Source organism: Laspinema olomoucense D3b (genome assembly GCF_025370785.1).
GTDB lineage: Bacteria > Cyanobacteriota > Cyanobacteriia > Cyanobacteriales > Laspinemataceae > Laspinema > Laspinema olomoucense.
This window is the reverse complement of sequence record NZ_JAMXFA010000053.1, coordinates 1-17,563: the sequence shown is the minus strand read 5'-3', so window position 1 is coordinate 17,563 and position 17,563 is coordinate 1. Positions and strand designations below refer to the sequence as shown.

At 47.5% G+C, this 17,563-nt stretch carries 17 protein-coding genes; 11 read left to right on the top strand and 6 right to left on the bottom strand.

What is annotated here, in order from left to right; translation table 11 throughout:
* Positions 1-108: 108 nt before the first annotated feature.
* From NG792_RS25950 to NG792_RS25935, 4 genes are all read left to right on the top strand, one after another.
* A complete protein-coding gene (locus tag NG792_RS25950; protein WP_261197905.1) occupies positions 109-1,131 on the top strand; it encodes a glycosyltransferase family 2 protein in 1,023 nt (340 codons plus the stop codon).
* A 39-nt stretch (positions 1,132-1,170) separates the two neighbouring features.
* Positions 1,171-2,238: a glycosyltransferase family 2 protein gene (locus tag NG792_RS25945; RefSeq protein WP_261197904.1), complete on the top strand. Its 1,068-nt coding sequence runs from the start codon at positions 1,171-1,173 to the stop codon at positions 2,236-2,238.
* A 191-nt stretch (positions 2,239-2,429) separates the two neighbouring features.
* Complete coding sequence (locus tag NG792_RS25940) at positions 2,430-3,503, top strand: glycoside hydrolase family 5 protein (protein WP_261237334.1); 1,074 nt, start codon at positions 2,430-2,432, stop codon at positions 3,501-3,503.
* Between the two features lie 17 nt (positions 3,504-3,520).
* Complete coding sequence (locus tag NG792_RS25935; RefSeq protein WP_261237333.1) at positions 3,521-5,692, top strand: hypothetical protein; 2,172 nt, start codon at positions 3,521-3,523, stop codon at positions 5,690-5,692.
* Positions 5,693-5,712: 20 nt separating this feature from the next.
* Here the strand turns inward: NG792_RS25935 and NG792_RS25930 are convergent, their stop codons facing one another.
* Together NG792_RS25930 and NG792_RS25925 are read right to left on the bottom strand one after the other, a co-directional pair.
* Positions 5,713-6,396, bottom strand: a complete 684-nt coding sequence (locus NG792_RS25930) for a PEP-CTERM sorting domain-containing protein (protein WP_261197901.1) — start codon at positions 6,394-6,396, stop codon at positions 5,713-5,715.
* Positions 6,397-6,550: 154 nt separating this feature from the next.
* Positions 6,551-7,240, bottom strand: a complete 690-nt coding sequence (locus NG792_RS25925) for a PEP-CTERM sorting domain-containing protein (protein ID WP_261197900.1) — start codon at positions 7,238-7,240, stop codon at positions 6,551-6,553.
* Between the two features lie 45 nt (positions 7,241-7,285).
* Here NG792_RS25925 and NG792_RS25920 point away from each other — a divergent pair, with 45 nt between their 5' ends.
* Positions 7,286-7,438, top strand: coding sequence for a hypothetical protein (locus NG792_RS25920; protein ID WP_261237332.1), 153 nt, complete (start codon positions 7,286-7,288; stop codon positions 7,436-7,438).
* A gap of 220 nt (positions 7,439-7,658) precedes the next feature.
* On the opposite strand, the gene NG792_RS25915 is transcribed toward NG792_RS25920, so the two are convergent.
* Complete coding sequence (locus NG792_RS25915) at positions 7,659-8,837, bottom strand: WecB/TagA/CpsF family glycosyltransferase (protein ID WP_261197898.1); 1,179 nt, start codon at positions 8,835-8,837, stop codon at positions 7,659-7,661.
* Positions 8,838-9,786: 949 nt separating this feature from the next.
* On the opposite strand from NG792_RS25915, the gene NG792_RS25910 reads away from it, so the two are divergent.
* Positions 9,787-10,287 carry a hypothetical protein gene (locus NG792_RS25910; RefSeq protein ID WP_261197897.1) on the top strand — a complete coding sequence of 167 codons (501 nt, stop codon included), beginning with the start codon at positions 9,787-9,789 and terminating at the stop codon, positions 10,285-10,287.
* 20 nt (positions 10,288-10,307) lie between these two features.
* Here NG792_RS25910 and NG792_RS25905 read toward each other — a convergent pair whose 3' ends face one another.
* Positions 10,308-10,466 (bottom strand): YqaE/Pmp3 family membrane protein, encoded by a 159-nt coding sequence (locus NG792_RS25905; protein WP_261197896.1) that lies wholly within the window; start codon positions 10,464-10,466, stop codon positions 10,308-10,310.
* Between the two features lie 600 nt (positions 10,467-11,066).
* On the opposite strand from NG792_RS25905, the gene NG792_RS25900 reads away from it, so the two are divergent.
* Positions 11,067-11,423, top strand: a complete 357-nt coding sequence (locus NG792_RS25900; RefSeq protein ID WP_261197895.1) for a HepT-like ribonuclease domain-containing protein — start codon at positions 11,067-11,069, stop codon at positions 11,421-11,423.
* A gap of 543 nt (positions 11,424-11,966) precedes the next feature.
* Positions 11,967-13,109, top strand: a complete 1,143-nt coding sequence (locus NG792_RS25895) for a methyl-accepting chemotaxis protein (protein WP_261237331.1) — start codon at positions 11,967-11,969, stop codon at positions 13,107-13,109.
* 118 nt (positions 13,110-13,227) lie between these two features.
* Here NG792_RS25895 and NG792_RS25890 read toward each other — a convergent pair whose 3' ends face one another.
* Positions 13,228-13,584 (bottom strand): translation initiation factor, encoded by a 357-nt coding sequence (locus NG792_RS25890; RefSeq protein WP_261237329.1) that lies wholly within the window; start codon positions 13,582-13,584, stop codon positions 13,228-13,230.
* Between the two features lie 166 nt (positions 13,585-13,750).
* On the opposite strand from NG792_RS25890, the gene trpB reads away from it, so the two are divergent.
* From trpB to NG792_RS25875, 3 genes are all read left to right on the top strand, one after another.
* Positions 13,751-14,995 carry a tryptophan synthase subunit beta gene (gene trpB / locus NG792_RS25885; RefSeq protein ID WP_261197892.1) on the top strand — a complete coding sequence of 415 codons (1,245 nt, stop codon included), beginning with the start codon at positions 13,751-13,753 and terminating at the stop codon, positions 14,993-14,995.
* Between the two features lie 14 nt (positions 14,996-15,009).
* Positions 15,010-15,561, top strand: a complete 552-nt coding sequence (locus tag NG792_RS25880; protein ID WP_261197891.1) for a CAP domain-containing protein — start codon at positions 15,010-15,012, stop codon at positions 15,559-15,561.
* 109 nt (positions 15,562-15,670) lie between these two features.
* Positions 15,671-16,300 (top strand): ribonuclease H-like domain-containing protein, encoded by a 630-nt coding sequence (locus NG792_RS25875; RefSeq protein WP_261237328.1) that lies wholly within the window; start codon positions 15,671-15,673, stop codon positions 16,298-16,300.
* A 125-nt stretch (positions 16,301-16,425) separates the two neighbouring features.
* Here the strand turns inward: NG792_RS25875 and NG792_RS25870 are convergent, their stop codons facing one another.
* Positions 16,426-17,211, bottom strand: a complete 786-nt coding sequence (locus NG792_RS25870; RefSeq protein WP_261237327.1) for an RNA polymerase sigma factor SigF — start codon at positions 17,209-17,211, stop codon at positions 16,426-16,428.
* Positions 17,212-17,563 lie beyond the last annotated feature (352 nt).

Sequence of the window (17,563 nt, the reverse complement as noted above, 5' to 3'; positions counted from 1 at the left end):
GTTGCCGTTTATTCTCTCTCTAACGTGGGTTTTATACCGCTATTAAAACCCATTTTACCCCAAACTGATCTAACTTTTTTACTCACTTTCTCAATCTAACAAGTCATTATGAAGCTAGTTTCGGTAGTGGTTCCGGTTTATAACGTTGAAGCTTATATTGCTGAAACCATTCAGTCAATTCTCAACCAAACTTACTCTAATTTTGAAATTCTGATTGTCAATGATGGGTCAAGCGATCGCAGTGTAGAAATCATTCAAACCTTTGATGACCCCCGCATCACCGTGATGCACCAAGAGAACCAAGGCGTATCAGCAGCCCGAAATCGGGGAATTTCTCAAGCAAAGGGGGAGTATATTGGCTTAATTGATGGGGATGATATCTGGACCCCGGAAAAGCTCGAAAAGCACGTAGAACATTTGGAGCGATCGCCGCAGATTGGGCTCAGTTTTTGTCGGTCCGCCTTTATCGACCTCAAGGGAAACCCCCTGGGAATTTATCAAATGCCCCGACTAAACAATATTGAACCCCATCATATTCTTTGCCGAAATCCCATTGGCAATGGGTCCGTTCCTGTGATTCGTCGGGCTGCGCTCGAAGCCATTAAGCATCCCTCCACTCGAAATAATGGAGCATCAATGGCCTATTTTGATGAGAGTCTTCACAACTTAGAAGATGTAGAATGCTGGCTCCGAATCGCCCTCCAAAGTGAGTGGCAAGTGGAAGGTATTCCAGAAGCTCTCACCCTCTACCGTGTTAATTTAGCAGGAGCTTCGACTAAGGTTGATCAACAGATAGCTTCCTTAGAAAAAATGCTGCTTAAAACCGGCACTTATGCCCCAGAACTGGTGGCAGAATGGGGCAGTATGGCCCGGGCTTATCAAATTCGCTTTTTATCACGACGGATGGTTAGTCTCGGCAATGGAAAAAAAGCGGTGCAACTGGCGAATAAAGCCCTGGTAACCTCCTGGAAAATCGCCCGTGATGAACCTCAGCGGACCTTTCTGACTTTAGCTGCAGCCTATTCTCTCTATCTCTTACCCCCGTTTATTTATAAACCGCTAGAAGCAAGGGGGATGAAAATGACGGGACTCGCTCAACAAAAACGAATTCTCCAAGAACAAAAGAACTAGCCGATTGATTGACTTGTTTGAAGTGAGGATATTAAACCGATGAAATTTGTTTCTGTGATTGTTCCCGTTTACAATGTCGAGCGATATATTACCGAAACCATTCGCTCAGTTTTGGCTCAAACCTATTCCCATTTTGAAGTTTTAATCGTGGATGATGGGTCACCGGACCGGAGTATAGAAATTTGTGAGCAGCAGTTCGATGATCCAAGAATTAAAATTATTCGCCAAGCTAATCGGGGATTAGCCGGGGCGAGAAATACGGGAATTCGTCACGCCCAAGGCGAATATTTGGCCTTCTTAGATAGCGATGATTTGTGGGAAGCGACTAAACTCGCGAAACATATTGAACATCTCGATTCGGCCTTGAATGTGGGAATTAGTTTCAGTCGTTCCGCTTTAATTGATGAAGCGGGCAATCCCACAGGAACCTATTTGATGCCGCAATTAACAGATATTGATGTGCCTTGTTTGTTGCGAGGCAGTCCTTTAGGGAATGGTTCAACTCCGGTAATTCGACGGGAGGTCTTTGAAGCGATTGAATTTGAAGCGAACCGCTATGGAACGGTGGAAACGTTTTACTTTGATGAAGCGTTCCGGCAGTCGGAAGATATTGAATGTTGGTTAAGAATTGCCTTAACTACAGACTGGAAATTTGAAGGACTGCCCGAAGCGCTCACGTTATACAGAGTGAATACGGGAGGTCTTTCAGCTAACTATATTAAGCAGCTTGAAAGCTGGGAACAGGTATTAGAAAAAACCCGGTCTTACGCACCAGAAGCTGTCGCCCAATGGTGGGATCTGGCGATCGCCTACGAACTACGATATCTCGCACGCAGTGCCATCCGCGTCAAAAATGGCAAAGTTGCGGTGGAGTTAATCAATCGCGCCTTATTCACCTACTGGCGCATCCTCCTGGAAGAACCCAAGCGGACAGTATTAACCCTAATTGCTGCTTATGTTCTGCGGTTATTACCTCCCTCGGTTTATACTTGGATCGAAAACCGGGGCAACCAGTTAAATGGTTCCACCCAACACCAGCAGATTCAACGCGATCGCCATCCCGAAACTTCCCCATCCCCCATCGGAATCGGGGTGTCCCTAAAATAGCCCTTGGCGATCGCCTGCCCTTGATCGGGCGTTAAAATGGAGAAATAGCCCTCACCCCATCCGGTAGGGGCTTTCCAAATTAAGCCCGATGATGGCGGGCTCTTCAAGGTTTTTACACCCCAGATTTGGCCTAAACCCACGGAAAACCTGATCGAATTGTGACAATGTTTAACCATTGGTTTCAAGGAAAAATGCGAACCTCTATTTTAGCGGGTATCGCGATCGCAGTGGCCGCCTCTGCCACCGTGTTCGCCATCGGCTCCTTTGCTCTCGAAAACCGCCATCGCCTCGCCCAGAACGGAGGCAATTTTGAAGTAAGAAATAGTAAAATTTATGCCCCGGATGGCTCCGAATTCCTGATTAAAGGAACGAATATCAACGGTCCGGATTTTGGCTGGCCGGGAAATACCCCCAGCTATGTCGATTTAGTCGCAGACTGTTGGAATTTCAACACAGTTAGAGTCAATATCCGACTCTTAGGCGGCGAAATATCTTATGAGGAGAATGGCACGGTTGAGGAGATCATTGACGTTTACACAGGGCGCGGTTTAGTCACGATGGTAGAACCCCATGACCGCACCGGATCCTACTATGAAGGCGAAGATTTAGAAACCCTTAAAGATTTCTTTCGAGACCTAGCCACCAAATATAAAAATAACCCTTATGTCTGGTTCAATGTGATGAATGAACCCGGGGGCCATGAGAGTAGCGCCAATATCGATAAATGGTTGAAAATTCATCAAGAAGTCATTAAAGTGATTCGGGATGAAGTCGGCGCCCAGAACATTATCGTGATTGATGGGCATTACTGGGGCCAAGATGTGGGAGAGTGGAATTCTAAATCGGTTTCTTCGGAAAAAAGTGCCATTTTAGGACAGTCTCAAAAACTTATGAATTTTAACGGTAAACGCTATGATAATTTAGTGTTTAGCGTGCATTTTTATGACCAGTGGAAATATTCTGAGACCAAAATGGCCGATTATTTAGACCGGGCGATCGCCAAAAACATCCCCCTCATTATCGGAGAATATGGGGTGGAAAAAAATGGCGAATTTAAGTCGCCCGTTGAGTTTATGTTCAATACAGCCGTGCCTCGAAATATCGGGCGGATTGTTTGGGCATGGTGGGGGGGCGATAATTTTGAATTAACCACCACGGATAATGGCGGAGGTCATCATATCGATAACTGTGAAAATCCCACCAACTTAACTTGGCTGGGTGAGCAAGTCTGGAAAGATAATCATGGAGAATATCCTCGCAATTGAGCCAGAGTAACGCACCGATGAGCAGCCACCCCTGGGGTTTAAACTGGAGGATTTTTTTCCCAAAAAGTATCGCACTTTTAGCCGTTGTTCTCTTACAACCGATCGCCTTGACGGGCTGTTTTTCCCCAGAGGAGATTAAACACCCAGAGATACAAACCGAGTTTGCGCCGGGGTGGAATAACGTGGCCGTGGGCGGTGGGGGATATGTCACCGGCATCTATCTCCATCCTCAAGTGCCTAACTTAGCATATATCCGCACGGATATGGGAGGCTTCTATCGCTGGGACTCCACCGCTACCCGTTGGATACCCCTGAGCGATCGCTTTACCCGGTCCGAAAGTGGTTACTATGGCGGGGAGGCATTGGCACTTGACCCCAACAACCCCGACCGGGTGTATATTGCTGCGGGCAAATATTTATGGGCTGAACCGGGGACAATTTTTAAGTCCAGCGATCGCGGTCAAACTTGGGTGCAGTCGGACCTCCGCCTGCCAATGGGAGGCAACGAAGAACTGCGCGGGGCAGGAAATCGCCTGGTAGTCAGTCCCCATGACTCGAATTTGCTCTTATTTGGGTCCCGACAAAATGGCCTATGGCGGTCCATTGATGCCGGGATGACCTGGAACCTGGTCCCCGGTTTTCCCACCCCTTCAGACTCAAAAATTGGCATTCTGGCGATCGCTTTCGACCCCAACCAACCTAGCCAAATTTATGCCAGCGTTTACGGCGATCGCCTCTATCAATCCACCGATGGCGGAACCACCTGGAATCCCCTTCCCAACAGTCCTTCCCATGCCTTTAAATTAGCCGTCGCCTCCGATAGCACTCTCTATGTTACTCATGCCCAAGGCGTTAGCAAATATCTCCAGGAAAACTGGCACAATATTACGCCCCCGAATACCTCTTTTCGGCGCTTGATTCGTCGCGAAACGCCCGCCTTTAATGGGTTAAGTATTCATCCCCAAAATCCTCAAGAACTGATTGTCAGTCATGGGCAAACAACCCGAACTCAACTTTATCATTCCCAAGATGGCGGGATGACTTGGACTGAGAAAAAATCCCAGATTAATAATACCGTTCCCTGGTGGCCTGATGATTATTTTAGTAATCATTTATCGGCCTTAGAATTTGACCCCACCATTCCGGGTCGAGTCTGGTTATCTGACTGGTATGGAGTCTGGCAAACGGACAATTTTAACAAGAATCTGCCCGTTTGGACCAACTACAGCCAAGGTCATGAACAGGTCGTCACCTTTGATCTCGTCTCTCCCCCCACGGGTGCTTTACTGCTGAGTGCCGTAGCCGATGTGGAAGGATTTTATCACTCGCACTTAGAGCAGATTCCGCCCCACCGCTTTGGCTCCGATCGCGGCTCGTTTCAAGAAACTTATAGCCTAGATTATGCCGCCCAATCACCTCAACATTTAGTCCGAGTTGGAGGCGATCGTTGGAATTCACGGTATGGCGGGGCCACCTCCGCCGATGGCGGATTAACCTGGCAAAGATTCTCCCAATTTCCCGAACAGATGATGCCCATGCGGGTTGCAGTTTCTGCCACCAATCCCCAGCAATTTGTCGTTACTCTCAGTGATTCTCAAGGCATCCGAACCCAAGATAATGGTCAGTCCTGGCAACCGATTCAAGGCTTACCTGATAGTATTGAAGGCCCTTGGGAATGGTCTCAACCCTTAGGGGCTGATGCGGTGAATGGTAACCGTTTTTATTATTACCATGAGGGTACAGTTTACCACAGTCAAGATGGCGGATTATCCTTTGCACCAATTTATCAAAGTTTACCCCATTCTGACTGGCATTTTCTCAAAACAATGCCAGGAGCTGAAGGAGAGGTTTGGGTCAGCTTGGACCAGGAAGGATTATACCGATCGCCTGATGGGGGACAGAGTTTTTCTAAAGTGGCTGGGGTAGAACAGGCTTATTTATTCGCCTTTGGAAAAGCGGCCCCCGGACAGGAAATTCCCGCCCTCTATTTATATGGAAAAGTTGTTAATAAACCGGAGAGTATTTTTTGGTCTCCTGATTTAGGAAAAACTTGGATTGATATCGGCGATCGTGAGATTCCCATTGGCAATCAACCCAATGTAATGGAAGCCAGTAAACAGCAGTTTGGCTTAGTATTTATAGGGACCAATGGTCGCGGGATTTATTACCGAGCGATCGGCGCACCCTGAACCTTGATCCCCTGTTACTTTTACCCGAGATCAGCAGTCACAACCGCTTGTGCGCTGAGAGTTTTTCGCCGACGTTTCATCAGTAATGCAGCCACAAAACCGAGGGCGACTGCAGCTGAAGGTTCAGGAACAGATTCCGATTCCATCACTGGAGTTTGAATCATATTAAAAGGGGGGTATCCACTTTTTCCCCAAATGGACCCCTCTAACTCACAAGCTTGACTTTTACAAGCACTCAAAGGTAAGCCTTCTGGTGCTTGTATGCTTGCATGAAAAGTCATTGTGTAAGGCGGGGGTATATTCGGGTCTAGGATCTCCAGGTATAATCCATGCTTGGTGATTCCAAAAATAGAAAGTTCGACGTCCAATGGCTCTAAACCGCCCTGCCATGACTTCCATTTAAAATCCGTTACAACCTCCGGGACCACCGTCGCCAAGGTTAGAGCTTCCGTTGAACCGGGTGCTACCTTGTGTTCTCCATCAATGAAAAACGTATTAGGTGGAGAAGAAACGATGGTATCGAAAATCCCATCCGCGAGGGTATATTCAATTTCAAAAGTGCTAAGAAAGGGCATCTGAGAGTAATAAGCGAGCCCTTTAAAGGTCAACCCCTGTGCCGGAGTCGCATTCAACACTCCCATTGAACTAAAAACCGCAACGAAAAGGGTCAAGAGTCGGGGCGTTTTCAAGAGTAGTTTGGGCATAATATGCTCCTATTATTTAATGAATCAATTGGGTCGGTTCTGAGCGGATTTTTCGAGCCTTGAATTCAGGAGAAACTCACAGTGAGATCGGGGACGCTAGATTCGGATAAAAAATCAATCCAAAGACCCAATTTCAGGGATTTTATCGGTGCTTTCACTTGGAATCAGCAGTGACAACCGCTGGTATGGTGACAGCTTTTCGGGGACGTTTCAGGAATAGAACACCGACAACACTGAGGGCGACTGCCGCTGAGGGTTCGGGAACCGATTCGGGTTCGGGGACTGGCGTTACAATCATCCGAGAACCGTAGAATCCGCCTTTACCCCCAAAGTCCGCAGACGCATCACAAGCCTGAGTTTTACACGCGCTCAAAGGTAGTCCCTCGGGTGCTTGTATTGTTGACTTGAAAATATTCTGGTAAATCGGGGGTTGGTTCACATCTAGGAGTTGGAGGAATAATCCCTCCTCTGTAATTCCAAAAAGAGAAAGTTGAAGCACTGGCTGTGTTCTATCCCCCTCTATCCCTACCTTAAAATTCGTTTTTAAATCCGTTACAACCTCGGGGACAACAGTCGCAAGACTCATCGGTAGGCTTGGCGCAGGACCCAGATAATCTCCATCAATGAAAAAGGTATTGGGTGCGGAAGCCAGAATAGTATCGAAAATTCCATCCGCGAGGGTATATTCAATTTCAAATCCCTCTAAATTTGGAAAGTAAGTTTCGTAAATCATGCCTTTAAAGGTTGCTCCATTTGCTGGAGTTCCAATCAGCACGCCCATTGAACTAATAACGGCAGTGGAAAGGGCAACTAATCCGGGACGGGTGAACAAAAATTGGCTCATAATAAGGTCCTCTTCTTTGATTTTTTAGGGGTCTTTAATGAGAGAATGTGGCAGTTTAATTTAGGGTTTTTAGAAACCCAGGGGCGCAAAATTCAGCGGCGATCGCCCCTTGATAACACCCGAGATTTTTCTCCCGGTTGCCTTTACGGTTGCTGCGCGATCGCAACTTGCCTGATTACCCACTTCGCTCTTTTATGAACGAAATTTACAATATTTCGCTCGGGCAACTGGTAAATTTTATACGCTTATTTTATCCCTAATATTTGATTTTTAAATAATAAAAAATTAAAGGTTTGATGAAGATAATAAATTCTTTTTTGTACAACAAAGCCGAGGGTTGAAGTGAATCAATCCTCGGCTTTATATAACAATTAGTTAGGATTAGAAAGGGATGGAAAATTACAACTCTTCCCCGGAATTAAGAGGCGATCGCTCTCATGGATGGTTTGCCATACTTTTGCTTATCCTCTAAAGACCTCACCTTATGTTCTGCCTTAACCGTTTCCAGAAACCAATCGATGGTCTCTTGCTTCACCCACCCTTTCAGAACAGCAATTTCTCCAAACTTCATGCCCGTTTGACGTTGATAGTTTAAAATCCGGGTGATTTGGTCATCGTTTAACAAAGCTGCTTTTTTCAGATACTGCCCTAAGGGCTGTTGAGGATGAGCAGTTTCTAACTGGGGTAACTCTTCAGCAAAAAAGTCAACAGTTTCCGGTTTAACCCAGCCTCGGCGTGCCAGTAAATCCCCGAACCGCAGATGCCGTTGATAAGCTTGTTCCTGCAAAATCTCTTCCACTTGTTCTGAGGAAATTAAGCCCGCTGTTTTGAGTAACTGACCGATGGGACTTTTGTATTGATAGAGATTCAACTTTTGTTGAAACACTAACAAGAAAAAGGGCAGGTCTTCTACTAAATATCTCTTCCAGAGGCGTTTGGGTTCAGACATTAACCTAAAAGCCCACTCTACCCCATATTTACTCATCCATTCTGGCGACCTAGGACGGTTCCCGGCTTCAAAATCTAGGGTCGCGCCAATTGCCATAAACACTTTGATATTCGGCAACTGATTTTTATATTTAGAAATCCATTTTTCCTGTTTGGGTGCCCCGACTCCCACCGCTAAAACCGTGGCCCCGGATTCATTGATCATCTCAATAATTTTCTGACACTCCGCTTCGTTCTTCTCAAACCCGTATGAAGGAGAGTAAGATCCGATTACCATGTCCCGACCCAACTTAGAGTTAATATTTTTCTGAGCTTTGTGGGCGACTCCCTCTGCAGCACCGAGGAGAAAAATTTTAGTATCGGGGTCATCTTTAAAGTAGGTATAAAAAGCTGGAAATAAGTCTGATCCGGAGATTTTTTCTCGAATAGGACTGCCCAACCACTTGGAGACTATTTTAACAATTTGACTATCACAAACTCGATAATCTGCTTCTTGATAAATATGGTGAAACTCTGGATCTTTTTGCAGTTTTATTAAATGATCAACATTGGGAGTGACGACGACGCCGCCTTTCTCTTTAAGGAGAAGCAGTAACTCTTCTTGGGTTAAGTTATCGATACTTACATTTAAGATGTTAATTTTGTTCATTGTGTCAACCTGTAGAATAAGAGATGTGGACCATCTTTTTTTGACCGGATTCTTGACAAGATTTCTAAAAATTTATTTCCATCTTGCTCGGTCGGTTAACCCACCCCTTAGCCCCACTGAAGGCGATTGGGACTGGATTTAGAGGAACTCAATCATTCTGACCCACCACTGAGAGGCAATCTCCGGTTTTTCCTACCCTGAGTAGGTGACCTAACTCAGACTATCGATCGCGATCGCCTAGAGATGGAATCACACCGAGCGAAACAGAGGTTCTTGCGCCAGTCAGCAAAAGCAGCATTTTTCAGTTCAGCTTCAGGGTGAAAATGACAGCCGGTAAACAGAGTGCTTACCTTTTGCCCTTCTATTTAACTTATCTTTTCATGGGAGGAGCCTTCATGACATCCCCCTGCATGAATACACGGAAAGAGATTTTATTGTCATTAAAAGTAGATTATTGAGAATTACCATCCTATTGGAATAGATATTTTACTTTTTAGAAAAAAAATAGTAATTGACCTCTGTAAAAAGTTAGATTTTTTAGGGTTTTCCATATAAATTTACAATTTGCTCTGGTGCAGGGATAAAGCTGGACTTATAGCTCTCTATCGGGGGGAGTAAGTCGTGTAATCTCACAGCCTGATCCTTACTCCAGCGAATGTGGAATTTACGGAGATAGACCTCGGCAAAAAAAATATGTGTTATCTTTACAGCTCACCTCAAGTTTAGGTAAAGCATTGAATCATCGGGTTCCGGCGAAAGTCAACTAGACCACTTGCATCATTCCCGCTTGAGCCCCGCTGTTAGGTAAGGGGGGCAGCAGAGAGTTATGCAAGGGGTCTAATCTAGGATATTCTATAGAATAGGGTCGCTCCCGTTCGTTGTGCCTTGCGATGAAAGCCACAAGGGCGACGAATTCACCGGAAATTCAGATAGGCAAAATAAGTCAACGATGATAGATCCACAGAAAGACGAAATAGTAGCCATTCTCTCGCAAATTGAGGACCTGCAACGGGAACGGAGCACCCTTGCCATTGATGAGCTTGCTTTAGAGGATGACTCTCCCGAAGCGATCGCAATGGCTTATCGACGCGCCGCCAGAGAAACGGCGGCAGTTGCGGTAGAAGTGAAAGGAATTGACGATGCGATCGCCGCCCTCCACAAAAAACTCTCTGAGAAACAGAGCCAGTTGAAGCGCCAAGGCGATCGCCACTCCATCGCCGCCCAGGTCGAAGAGTCCAGAGACTGTGCCCGGGTTCATGCCCAGCGGATTAACGAACTCGCCAATGAACTAAGCGAAGAAGTCAAAGCACTCAAGGCGATCGCCGATGAAATTTCTCCCAGTTATTGGCAGGTTTATTACAAGCCTTTTATTACCGGATTTACCAGTATTTCAGTCCCCCACGTTCGTTCCGATGGGGATGTGTGGATGATTATCAATCGCGTGGTGTGAGCGGGGCTGTTTCGGGTCAGTTACTTTCTGACAATCACCCAAACGGCATGAACAATCCCGGGAAGATACCCCAAGAACGTTAAGACCAAATTAATCCAAAAATCTCGACCCAAACCCACTTGTAAAAAAACGCCCAGGGGCGGCAGAAAAATAGCACAAATCAGGCGAATAGGATCCATTTTTTACCTCTTCTGTTAAATACAATATCAACCGATCGCGAACGGTCACCGCAGAAGCACTCTCGGCGTTGTACTCGTCCGCTCCACTTCATGTTAGCTTTTTCCCCCAGGATGCATCAGCCCATACCCGGGGAAAGCGCCGATCGCAGGGCATCAGTCTAGCGCGAGGGGGACTGCCCCAGGGTGGCAACCCCCGATCAACCCCTCTGCGGTTTGAGGGTCTGGAGGGGCAACTTTGATCGCACCCAGAGCAAAACGATGGTAGGGTAGATCCGGTACGGTGACTCGACCCTCGCAAACACAAGCTATGAATAGAGATCAAAAAAGAGAGCATCCCACCTGGGCGGGGAATTATCTCAAGCTGGAAAAAAAAAGGGAGTGCGAACCAATGGCTCGCAGTATTTTGGCTCAGGGGGCTGTTACGCCTACTCCGTCCTTGCTAAAACGAGGGGATGTCAGGAAAATTGCACCGATCAGGGTGGGCGATCGAGGGACCCTAGGATGGAAGGGGCCGCGTCAGGGTGGTTTAGGTTCCGCTCCCTTCCGTCAACGCACCACGACATCTGCCGTTTTATTTTTAAAGTGTAGCTGAGGTAATTTATGCTGGCACCCCGTGACCTGCAATATCTGTTGGATATTTTAATCTCGGCCAAACTCGCTGTGAACTATGTTTCTAGAAGTAGCTGGTCCAGTTTTGTAGAAGATGTTCAATTGCAAGATTCTGTGATTCGGCGTTTAGAGGTCATTGGAGAGGCGGAACGTCGTCTCTCCGAGCGAACCCGAGTTTCTCTGTCCCGAATTCCTTTTATTATGATGCGGAATAGAATTATCCATGAATATGATAAGATAGTATTAGAAGTCGTTTGGGATACGGTTCAAAAGGATTTACCTATCTTAGTAGAATCTTTGGAAAAGGTTTTACCCGGGCAAGAAGAAGAGGAGCAATCCTACTACTAAACCTCGAAAAATAGCCTCTGGTTTCGGGGTTTAAACCCACTTTAATAGCGCTGTATTCGGTTTTTTGGCGGGGATTTAACCGGGGGTCGGGCGAGTTAGTGATAGCCGCCTCACCCCCGCCAAGCCCACAAGTGTGGCGATCGCCATTTTTGCGCTCTTAGCCTGGGTCAAAGGGGCGATCGCTCTCCATCTATTCCCCCGAGAACCCCTGCTCGAACCCAGGGGAAGGGGGTTCTATGTTCCAGGAATGCTCCCCTTTTTTCCGTAAAACTACGGAACTTTTCAACCTCCGTCCAATCCCCAATCAGGCGATCGCTCCACCCATTCCCCTTCCTCCTTCACCTCAGCCTAGGGAACTTGTCCCCCCTCCCCCCATCCCCAAAAACCCTCCCAGAAATGATATAATTTTCTATAAATTCTTATCACCGGGTAGAAAATAACTCCCTCCCTTCAATCGGTAGCAACTACAACAAATTATCAGGGGTTCTTACACCGAAAAGGGTCGCTCAAAGTCGATCGCCTGCAAAAGAATGGAAAACTTATATGAATTCTAATCGCAAACTCAACTCCTACATTTGGCGGGTAGCGTTGCTACCTTTGGGTGGATTATTGATACTTCTGGTCTTGCTCTATTCTAACCGAGAACAAGCGGAGCAATCCTGGAACCGTCTCAAGCCCATTGCTACCCCCAATTTAGGCAGAAACGAAGCCGTATTAAGCCCCACCGAAGAACAACTGGGTATCCAAGAAACGAGGAACCTGGAAACCCGCTTAAATAACTTACAAGTCATCCTCATTCTGGGGGGATTAATCGAACTGGGGTTAATGGCGTATGCCGTATGGGTAACTGCCTCCGGTGTGAACCATAGGGTGGAGGAAGTCGCCCAGGAAATCACCCAATCCTCCACCGATATCGCCACCACCATGACGCAACAAGAACGCATTGCCAATGATCAGGCAGCGTCGGTTAATCAAACCACAACCACGATGGACGAATTGGGTGCATCCTCCCGACAATCAGCGGAACAAGCCGAAGCCGCTGCCGCTGATGCGCGCAATGCCTTAGTCTTAACAGAAGGCGGAAGCAAAGCCGTTGAACGCACCTTAACGGATATGTCCGCTTTAAAAGCAAAAGTGGGAGAAATCGCCGACCAAATTCTCCGCTTGAGCGAACAAACCTCTCAAATTCGTAATATCTCTGGACTCGTCAGTGATTTAGCCACGCAAACGAATATGCTGGCCCTGAATGCTGCCGTAGAAGCAGTTCGGGCGGGGGAACATGGGAAAGGATTTGCCGTGGTTGCCAGTGAAATTAGAAAACTCGCCGACCAAAGTCAGAAATCCACCGAAAAGATTAACGGGCTGGTGGCTGACATTCAATCCGCGATTAATTCTACAGTAATTGTTACCGATGAAGGGAGTAAAACGGTCCAAGCGAGTTTAAAAATTGCTAAAGAAACCGCCGAAGCCTTCGAGGGAGTCACCGAAGCCATTAATAACATTACCTTAAGCACTCAACAAATCTCTTTAAGCGCCAAACAGCAAGCGATCGCCATTCAGCAAGTTGTAGAAGCCATGAACTCCCTGAATAAAGTAGCCAATCAAACTGCCCAAGGCATTAGCCAAGTCAAAACTGGCACCGATCGCCTCAACAGCGTCGCTCAAAATTTGAAGCAAATTGTTTAGAACCCCGGCCCTAAAAACCGGGCCAAACCCTTAAAAACTGCTGTTAGAGTTTGCCCCAGTCCGACGGCATAATTCAGGAGATTTCCCCTTAAATTGGAGCAGATTGGAAAAATTAAAATCAGCCGCCACTGATTTTGGCTGGGTAACCCAAACCCGTCAAAATTTCCACGACTTTTTGCTTGCAATCCCCTTGCATTTCAATCGTATTATCCTTCACCGTCCCCCCGGTTCCGCACTGGCTTTTGAGCTGCTTTGCCAAGTCGGATAACGTTTCCGGTTTCAGTTGAAAGCCGGTAATTTCCGTAACCGTTTTACCCTTGCGCCCCTTGCGCGAGGCTTGCACTCGAATCTTTTGCTGAGAAGGAGGCAGTTCCGTAACCGGACGTTCCGTGGCGGCATTCGGTTGGCTGCCTGTTCCGAATTCTTGATAAGCGATGCGATTGTCCCGACCGGATTTGTTTTTAGAAGCGTCCATAAACCTTATCAAATCATAAGAAACAGCAATCCATTGTAGTTTAGCCTAGCGCAAACTCCCGGGAGTTAAAAGGGACAAAGGGACGCCCAGGGAGGACTCCCGAATGAGCAGTGGCCTCGTATAATGGAAGTCTGATTCCATTATTGTTTCATTTATTGCGATCGCCGTGACTACCACACCCAGACCCCTAACCCCCACCTCTAACCCGCAACAACCCGATACCTTTGGACGCTTCGGACGCTTTGGCGGCAAATATGTCCCCGAAACCCTCATGCCTGCCCTAGCGGAACTCGAAACCGCCTATCAGCAATATCGCAACGATGCGGGATTTCAAGCTGAACTGGATTTATTACTGCATGATTATGTCGGACGTCCCAGCCCCCTGTATTTCGCCGAACGCCTGACCCAACATTATGCTAGACCCGACGGCAGCGGCGCACAAATTTACCTGAAACGGGAAGACCTTAACCATACCGGGGCTCATAAAATTAACAATGCGATCGCCCAGGCCCTCCTCGCCAAACGCATGGGCAAACAGCGCATTATCGCCGAAACCGGCGCGGGTCAACATGGCGTTGCCACCGCCACCGTCTGCGCCCGCTTTGGCCTAGAATGCGTCATTTACATGGGCGTTCACGATATGGAACGTCAAGCCCTGAACGTGTTTAGAATGCGCCTGATGGGGGCTGAAGTCCGCCCCGTTGCTGCTGGGACGGGAACCCTCAAAGATGCCACCTCCGAAGCGATTCGCGACTGGGTAACCAACGTGGAAACCACCCATTATATCCTCGGTTCCGTGGCAGGACCCCACCCCTATCCCATGATGGTTCGGGACTTCCATGCCGTAATCGGGCAGGAAACCCGCGCCCAATGCCTGGAAAAATGGGGCGGTTTGCCCGATATTCTCCTCGCCTGCGTCGGTGGCGGTTCCAATGCAATGGGGTTATTCCATGAATTTGTCAACGAACCCCAAATCCGCCTGATTGGGGTAGAAGCAGCAGGGGAAGGGGTAAATACTGATAAACACGCCGCGACCCTGACTCACGGCCAAATCGGGGTCTTGCATGGGGCGATGAGCTATTTACTGCAAGATGATGAAGGGCAAGTGATTGAGGCCCACTCGATTAGTGCCGGGTTGGATTATCCCGGTGTCGGTCCCGAACATAGTTATTTGAAAGACCTGGGACGGGCGGAATATTACAGCATTACGGACAAAGAAGCGTTAGAGGCATTTCAGCGGTTATCGCAATTAGAGGGGATTATTCCGGCCTTGGAAACCTCCCATGCGATCGCCTATTTAGAAACCCTTTGTACTCAAGTTGAAGGTAGCCCACGGATTGTGATTAATTGTTCGGGCCGGGGTGACAAAGACGTACAAACGGTGGCGAAACATCTTCTCCCCAACTCCTAACTGGATTAAACCCCATGAAACTCGGATTTCTCCTGGCAAAGCTGGCACTTTTGACAATGGCGATGACCGTGAGTGGTTGCCAGTTTTCTGCCTATTTAGAAGCGGGATTAGAAGATGCCGGAATTGCATTGAGTCCCCCACCGATGGCTCCTGTTCCGGTAACTTCTGATGCTGAATTTAGCCAGATGGAACAACGGGTTCATGAACTGGTGAATCAATATCGGCAGGCCCAGAACCTGCCGCCTTTAACCCTTGATGAACGTATCAGTACCCAAGCTAGAAAACATAGTGAAGCAATGGCCCGGGGTGAGATGACCTTTAGTCATGATGGGTTTGATAACCGCATCAAGGCGATCGGGCAATCCCTGTCCTATCGCAAGGCGGCGGAAAATCTCGCCTATAACATGGGCTATCGGGATCCGGTCAATCAAGCGGTAGAAGGGTGGATTGGCAGTCCCGGCCATCAAAAGAATATGGTGGGGGCTTATGATGTGACCGGGATTGGGATTGCTAAAAATGCCAAAGGCGAGTATTATTACAGCCAAATTTTTATCAAGCGCCGGTAAAGTTCGGGTTCCTCACTCTAGGAGAGACTGGGGACCTGAATTCCTGGAGAGTGCTGGCTTTTGATAGATTGGGGTTTGGATTTACCCAGAGTACGAGCATAGGTAGGTTATGACATTGCAAGCATTTCAAGTGTGCGATCGCGATTTAACACCGGAACAGTTAGCGGGGTATTTGTGCGCCTCGGCGATCGCCGTCGATACCGAAACAATGGGACTGTTACCCCAACGCGATCGCCTCTGTTTAGTACAGATCTGCGATCGTGAGGGTCACGTCACCGTCATTCGCATCCCCCGAGGCCAAAAAGAAGCCCCCTATCTCAAAGAACTGCTCGAAGCTTCCAATATCCTCAAAGTCTTTCACTTTGCCCGCTTTGATATGGCAACCTTGCTCTATCATCTCGGTATCGCGGTCCAACCCGTCTTTTGTACCAAACTCGCCAGCAAACTTGCCCGAACCTACAGCCCTCGTCACGGACTTAAAGAAGTAGTCCAAGAACTCTGTAAAGTTGAACTGGATAAAAGCGCCCAAAGTTCCGATTGGGGCAATCCTGACAACCTGGATGAAGCGCAGTTGAGTTACGCCGCCAATGATGTGCGCTATTTACTCCCGGTGCAACAGAAGCTACAAGGGATGCTAGAACGAGAGGAACGTTGGGAACTCGCCCAGCAGTGCTTCCAATGTTTGCCCGTCTTTATTTCCTTAGATTTACTGCAATATAAAGATATTTTTGAGCATTAAGGGGCTTCAAAATTTTCAAAAATTCCAGCCACCCTGCCGATTAAAATCAGGAACGGTTTAGGGGATTAAAAATCATCGGGTGAAAGCCTTTTATCCTGCTTAAACCCGGTTTCTTCTCCTGTTTTTTAGGATTCCGTGGAAGTCACCGAAGGTTGTAACCCGCCCACTAACTGTTCAATTCCGCGTTTAATCCAGCGCGTCACAGTCATGGGACTTACCCCAATTTGCTCCGCAACTTCTTTGCGGGGAATTTCATTAAAGAACACCGACTCAATCACCGTGCGAGTCTTGTCTTCCAACTGACTGAGGGCTTGTTGCAGTTGTTGGCGTTCTTCTTCTAAACTTTGGAGAGATTGATAGTGATGATCCACTAAGGTATCACCCAAGGTCACCGGAGTATCAACCTGGACCGAGACCAAGGCATCTAAACTCAGGGGCATCCGATTTTGAGTGGCTAACTTCGTTTGCCGCCATTCTTCCACAGAAACCAGCAACTGTTCGGCAATCTCTGCATCAGTTGGTACACGACCGAGGGATTGGGTTAATGTTTCGCGCACTCGTTCGCCTCGGGTTTGCAATTCCCGCCACCGCCGGGGAATTTTCACCGAAGAGCCTTTATCCCGCAAAAAATGCAGCATTTCGCCGCGAATATAGGGGACGGCAAAAGAGCTAAAGGCACAACCTTGGCTGGGTTGAAATCGCTCGATCGCCCGAATTAAGCCCAAATAACCAATTTGTTCCAGGTCTTCGTAGGGTTCAGCACATTGATGGCTGACTCGGTGAGCTATTTTTCTGACCAAACCAGCATTTAAACGCACTAGCTGATTGCGAACAAGCACCGAGGGATTTTGGTGATAGGAGACTAAGAGCTCCATCCCTCGGTAGTGCATAGAAGAGGATTGAGTCGCCATTTTATTTAGAGCCTCGAATAAAGGTATTCCCTGGTTTTCAGGGGCGGTGGATTGGAGAATAAGAAAAACTGTCTTAAGAGTTAGTCAATAAATTTAACCTACTTTTAGTATGCCTTAAGGTAGAGGCGACCACTAGAGTTGTTTTACTGAAGTCCTCTGGGTTCAAATCAGGGAGTTCCGCAAAAATACGGAATTTTTTTCTGAGGAATGTAAAGTAGGTCCTGGGCTTGTGAAGAAATGTTAATTCGCCCCTCTGGTCCCCTCCCCAAGACACAGGCTATGCGTTACTCACATATTTCTTAACAATCTCGTAAACCTAATGCCTGTATTGGTTAGCGGGATAATTAACCTC

Bases quoted from the DNA above. Each gene is read 5' to 3' on its own strand.
- NG792_RS25875 (WP_261237328.1), top strand. From the start codon at position 15,671: ATGACATTGCAAGCATTTCAAGTGTGCGATCGCGATTTAACACCGGAA.
- NG792_RS25905 (WP_261197896.1), bottom strand. From the start codon at position 10,466: ATGGATCCTATTCGCCTGATTTGTGCTATTTTTCTGCCGCCCCTGGGC.
- NG792_RS25900 (WP_261197895.1), top strand. From the start codon at position 11,067: ATGCTGGCACCCCGTGACCTGCAATATCTGTTGGATATTTTAATCTCG.
- NG792_RS25870 (WP_261237327.1), bottom strand. From the start codon at position 17,211: ATGGCGACTCAATCCTCTTCTATGCACTACCGAGGGATGGAGCTCTTA.
- NG792_RS25915 (WP_261197898.1), bottom strand. From the start codon at position 8,837: ATGAACAAAATTAACATCTTAAATGTAAGTATCGATAACTTAACCCAA.
- NG792_RS25950 (WP_261197905.1), top strand. From the start codon at position 109: ATGAAGCTAGTTTCGGTAGTGGTTCCGGTTTATAACGTTGAAGCTTAT.
- NG792_RS25925 (WP_261197900.1), bottom strand. From the start codon at position 7,240: ATGAGCCAATTTTTGTTCACCCGTCCCGGATTAGTTGCCCTTTCCACT.
- NG792_RS25910 (WP_261197897.1), top strand. From the start codon at position 9,787: ATGATAGATCCACAGAAAGACGAAATAGTAGCCATTCTCTCGCAAATT.
- NG792_RS25940 (WP_261237334.1), top strand. From the start codon at position 2,430: ATGCGAACCTCTATTTTAGCGGGTATCGCGATCGCAGTGGCCGCCTCT.
- NG792_RS25920 (WP_261237332.1), top strand. From the start codon at position 7,286: ATGTGGCAGTTTAATTTAGGGTTTTTAGAAACCCAGGGGCGCAAAATT.
- NG792_RS25895 (WP_261237331.1), top strand. From the start codon at position 11,967: ATGAATTCTAATCGCAAACTCAACTCCTACATTTGGCGGGTAGCGTTG.
- NG792_RS25930 (WP_261197901.1), bottom strand. From the start codon at position 6,396: ATGCCCAAACTACTCTTGAAAACGCCCCGACTCTTGACCCTTTTCGTT.
- NG792_RS25945 (WP_261197904.1), top strand. From the start codon at position 1,171: ATGAAATTTGTTTCTGTGATTGTTCCCGTTTACAATGTCGAGCGATAT.
- NG792_RS25935 (WP_261237333.1), top strand. From the start codon at position 3,521: ATGAGCAGCCACCCCTGGGGTTTAAACTGGAGGATTTTTTTCCCAAAA.
- NG792_RS25880 (WP_261197891.1), top strand. From the start codon at position 15,010: ATGAAACTCGGATTTCTCCTGGCAAAGCTGGCACTTTTGACAATGGCG.
- NG792_RS25890 (WP_261237329.1), bottom strand. From the start codon at position 13,584: ATGGACGCTTCTAAAAACAAATCCGGTCGGGACAATCGCATCGCTTAT.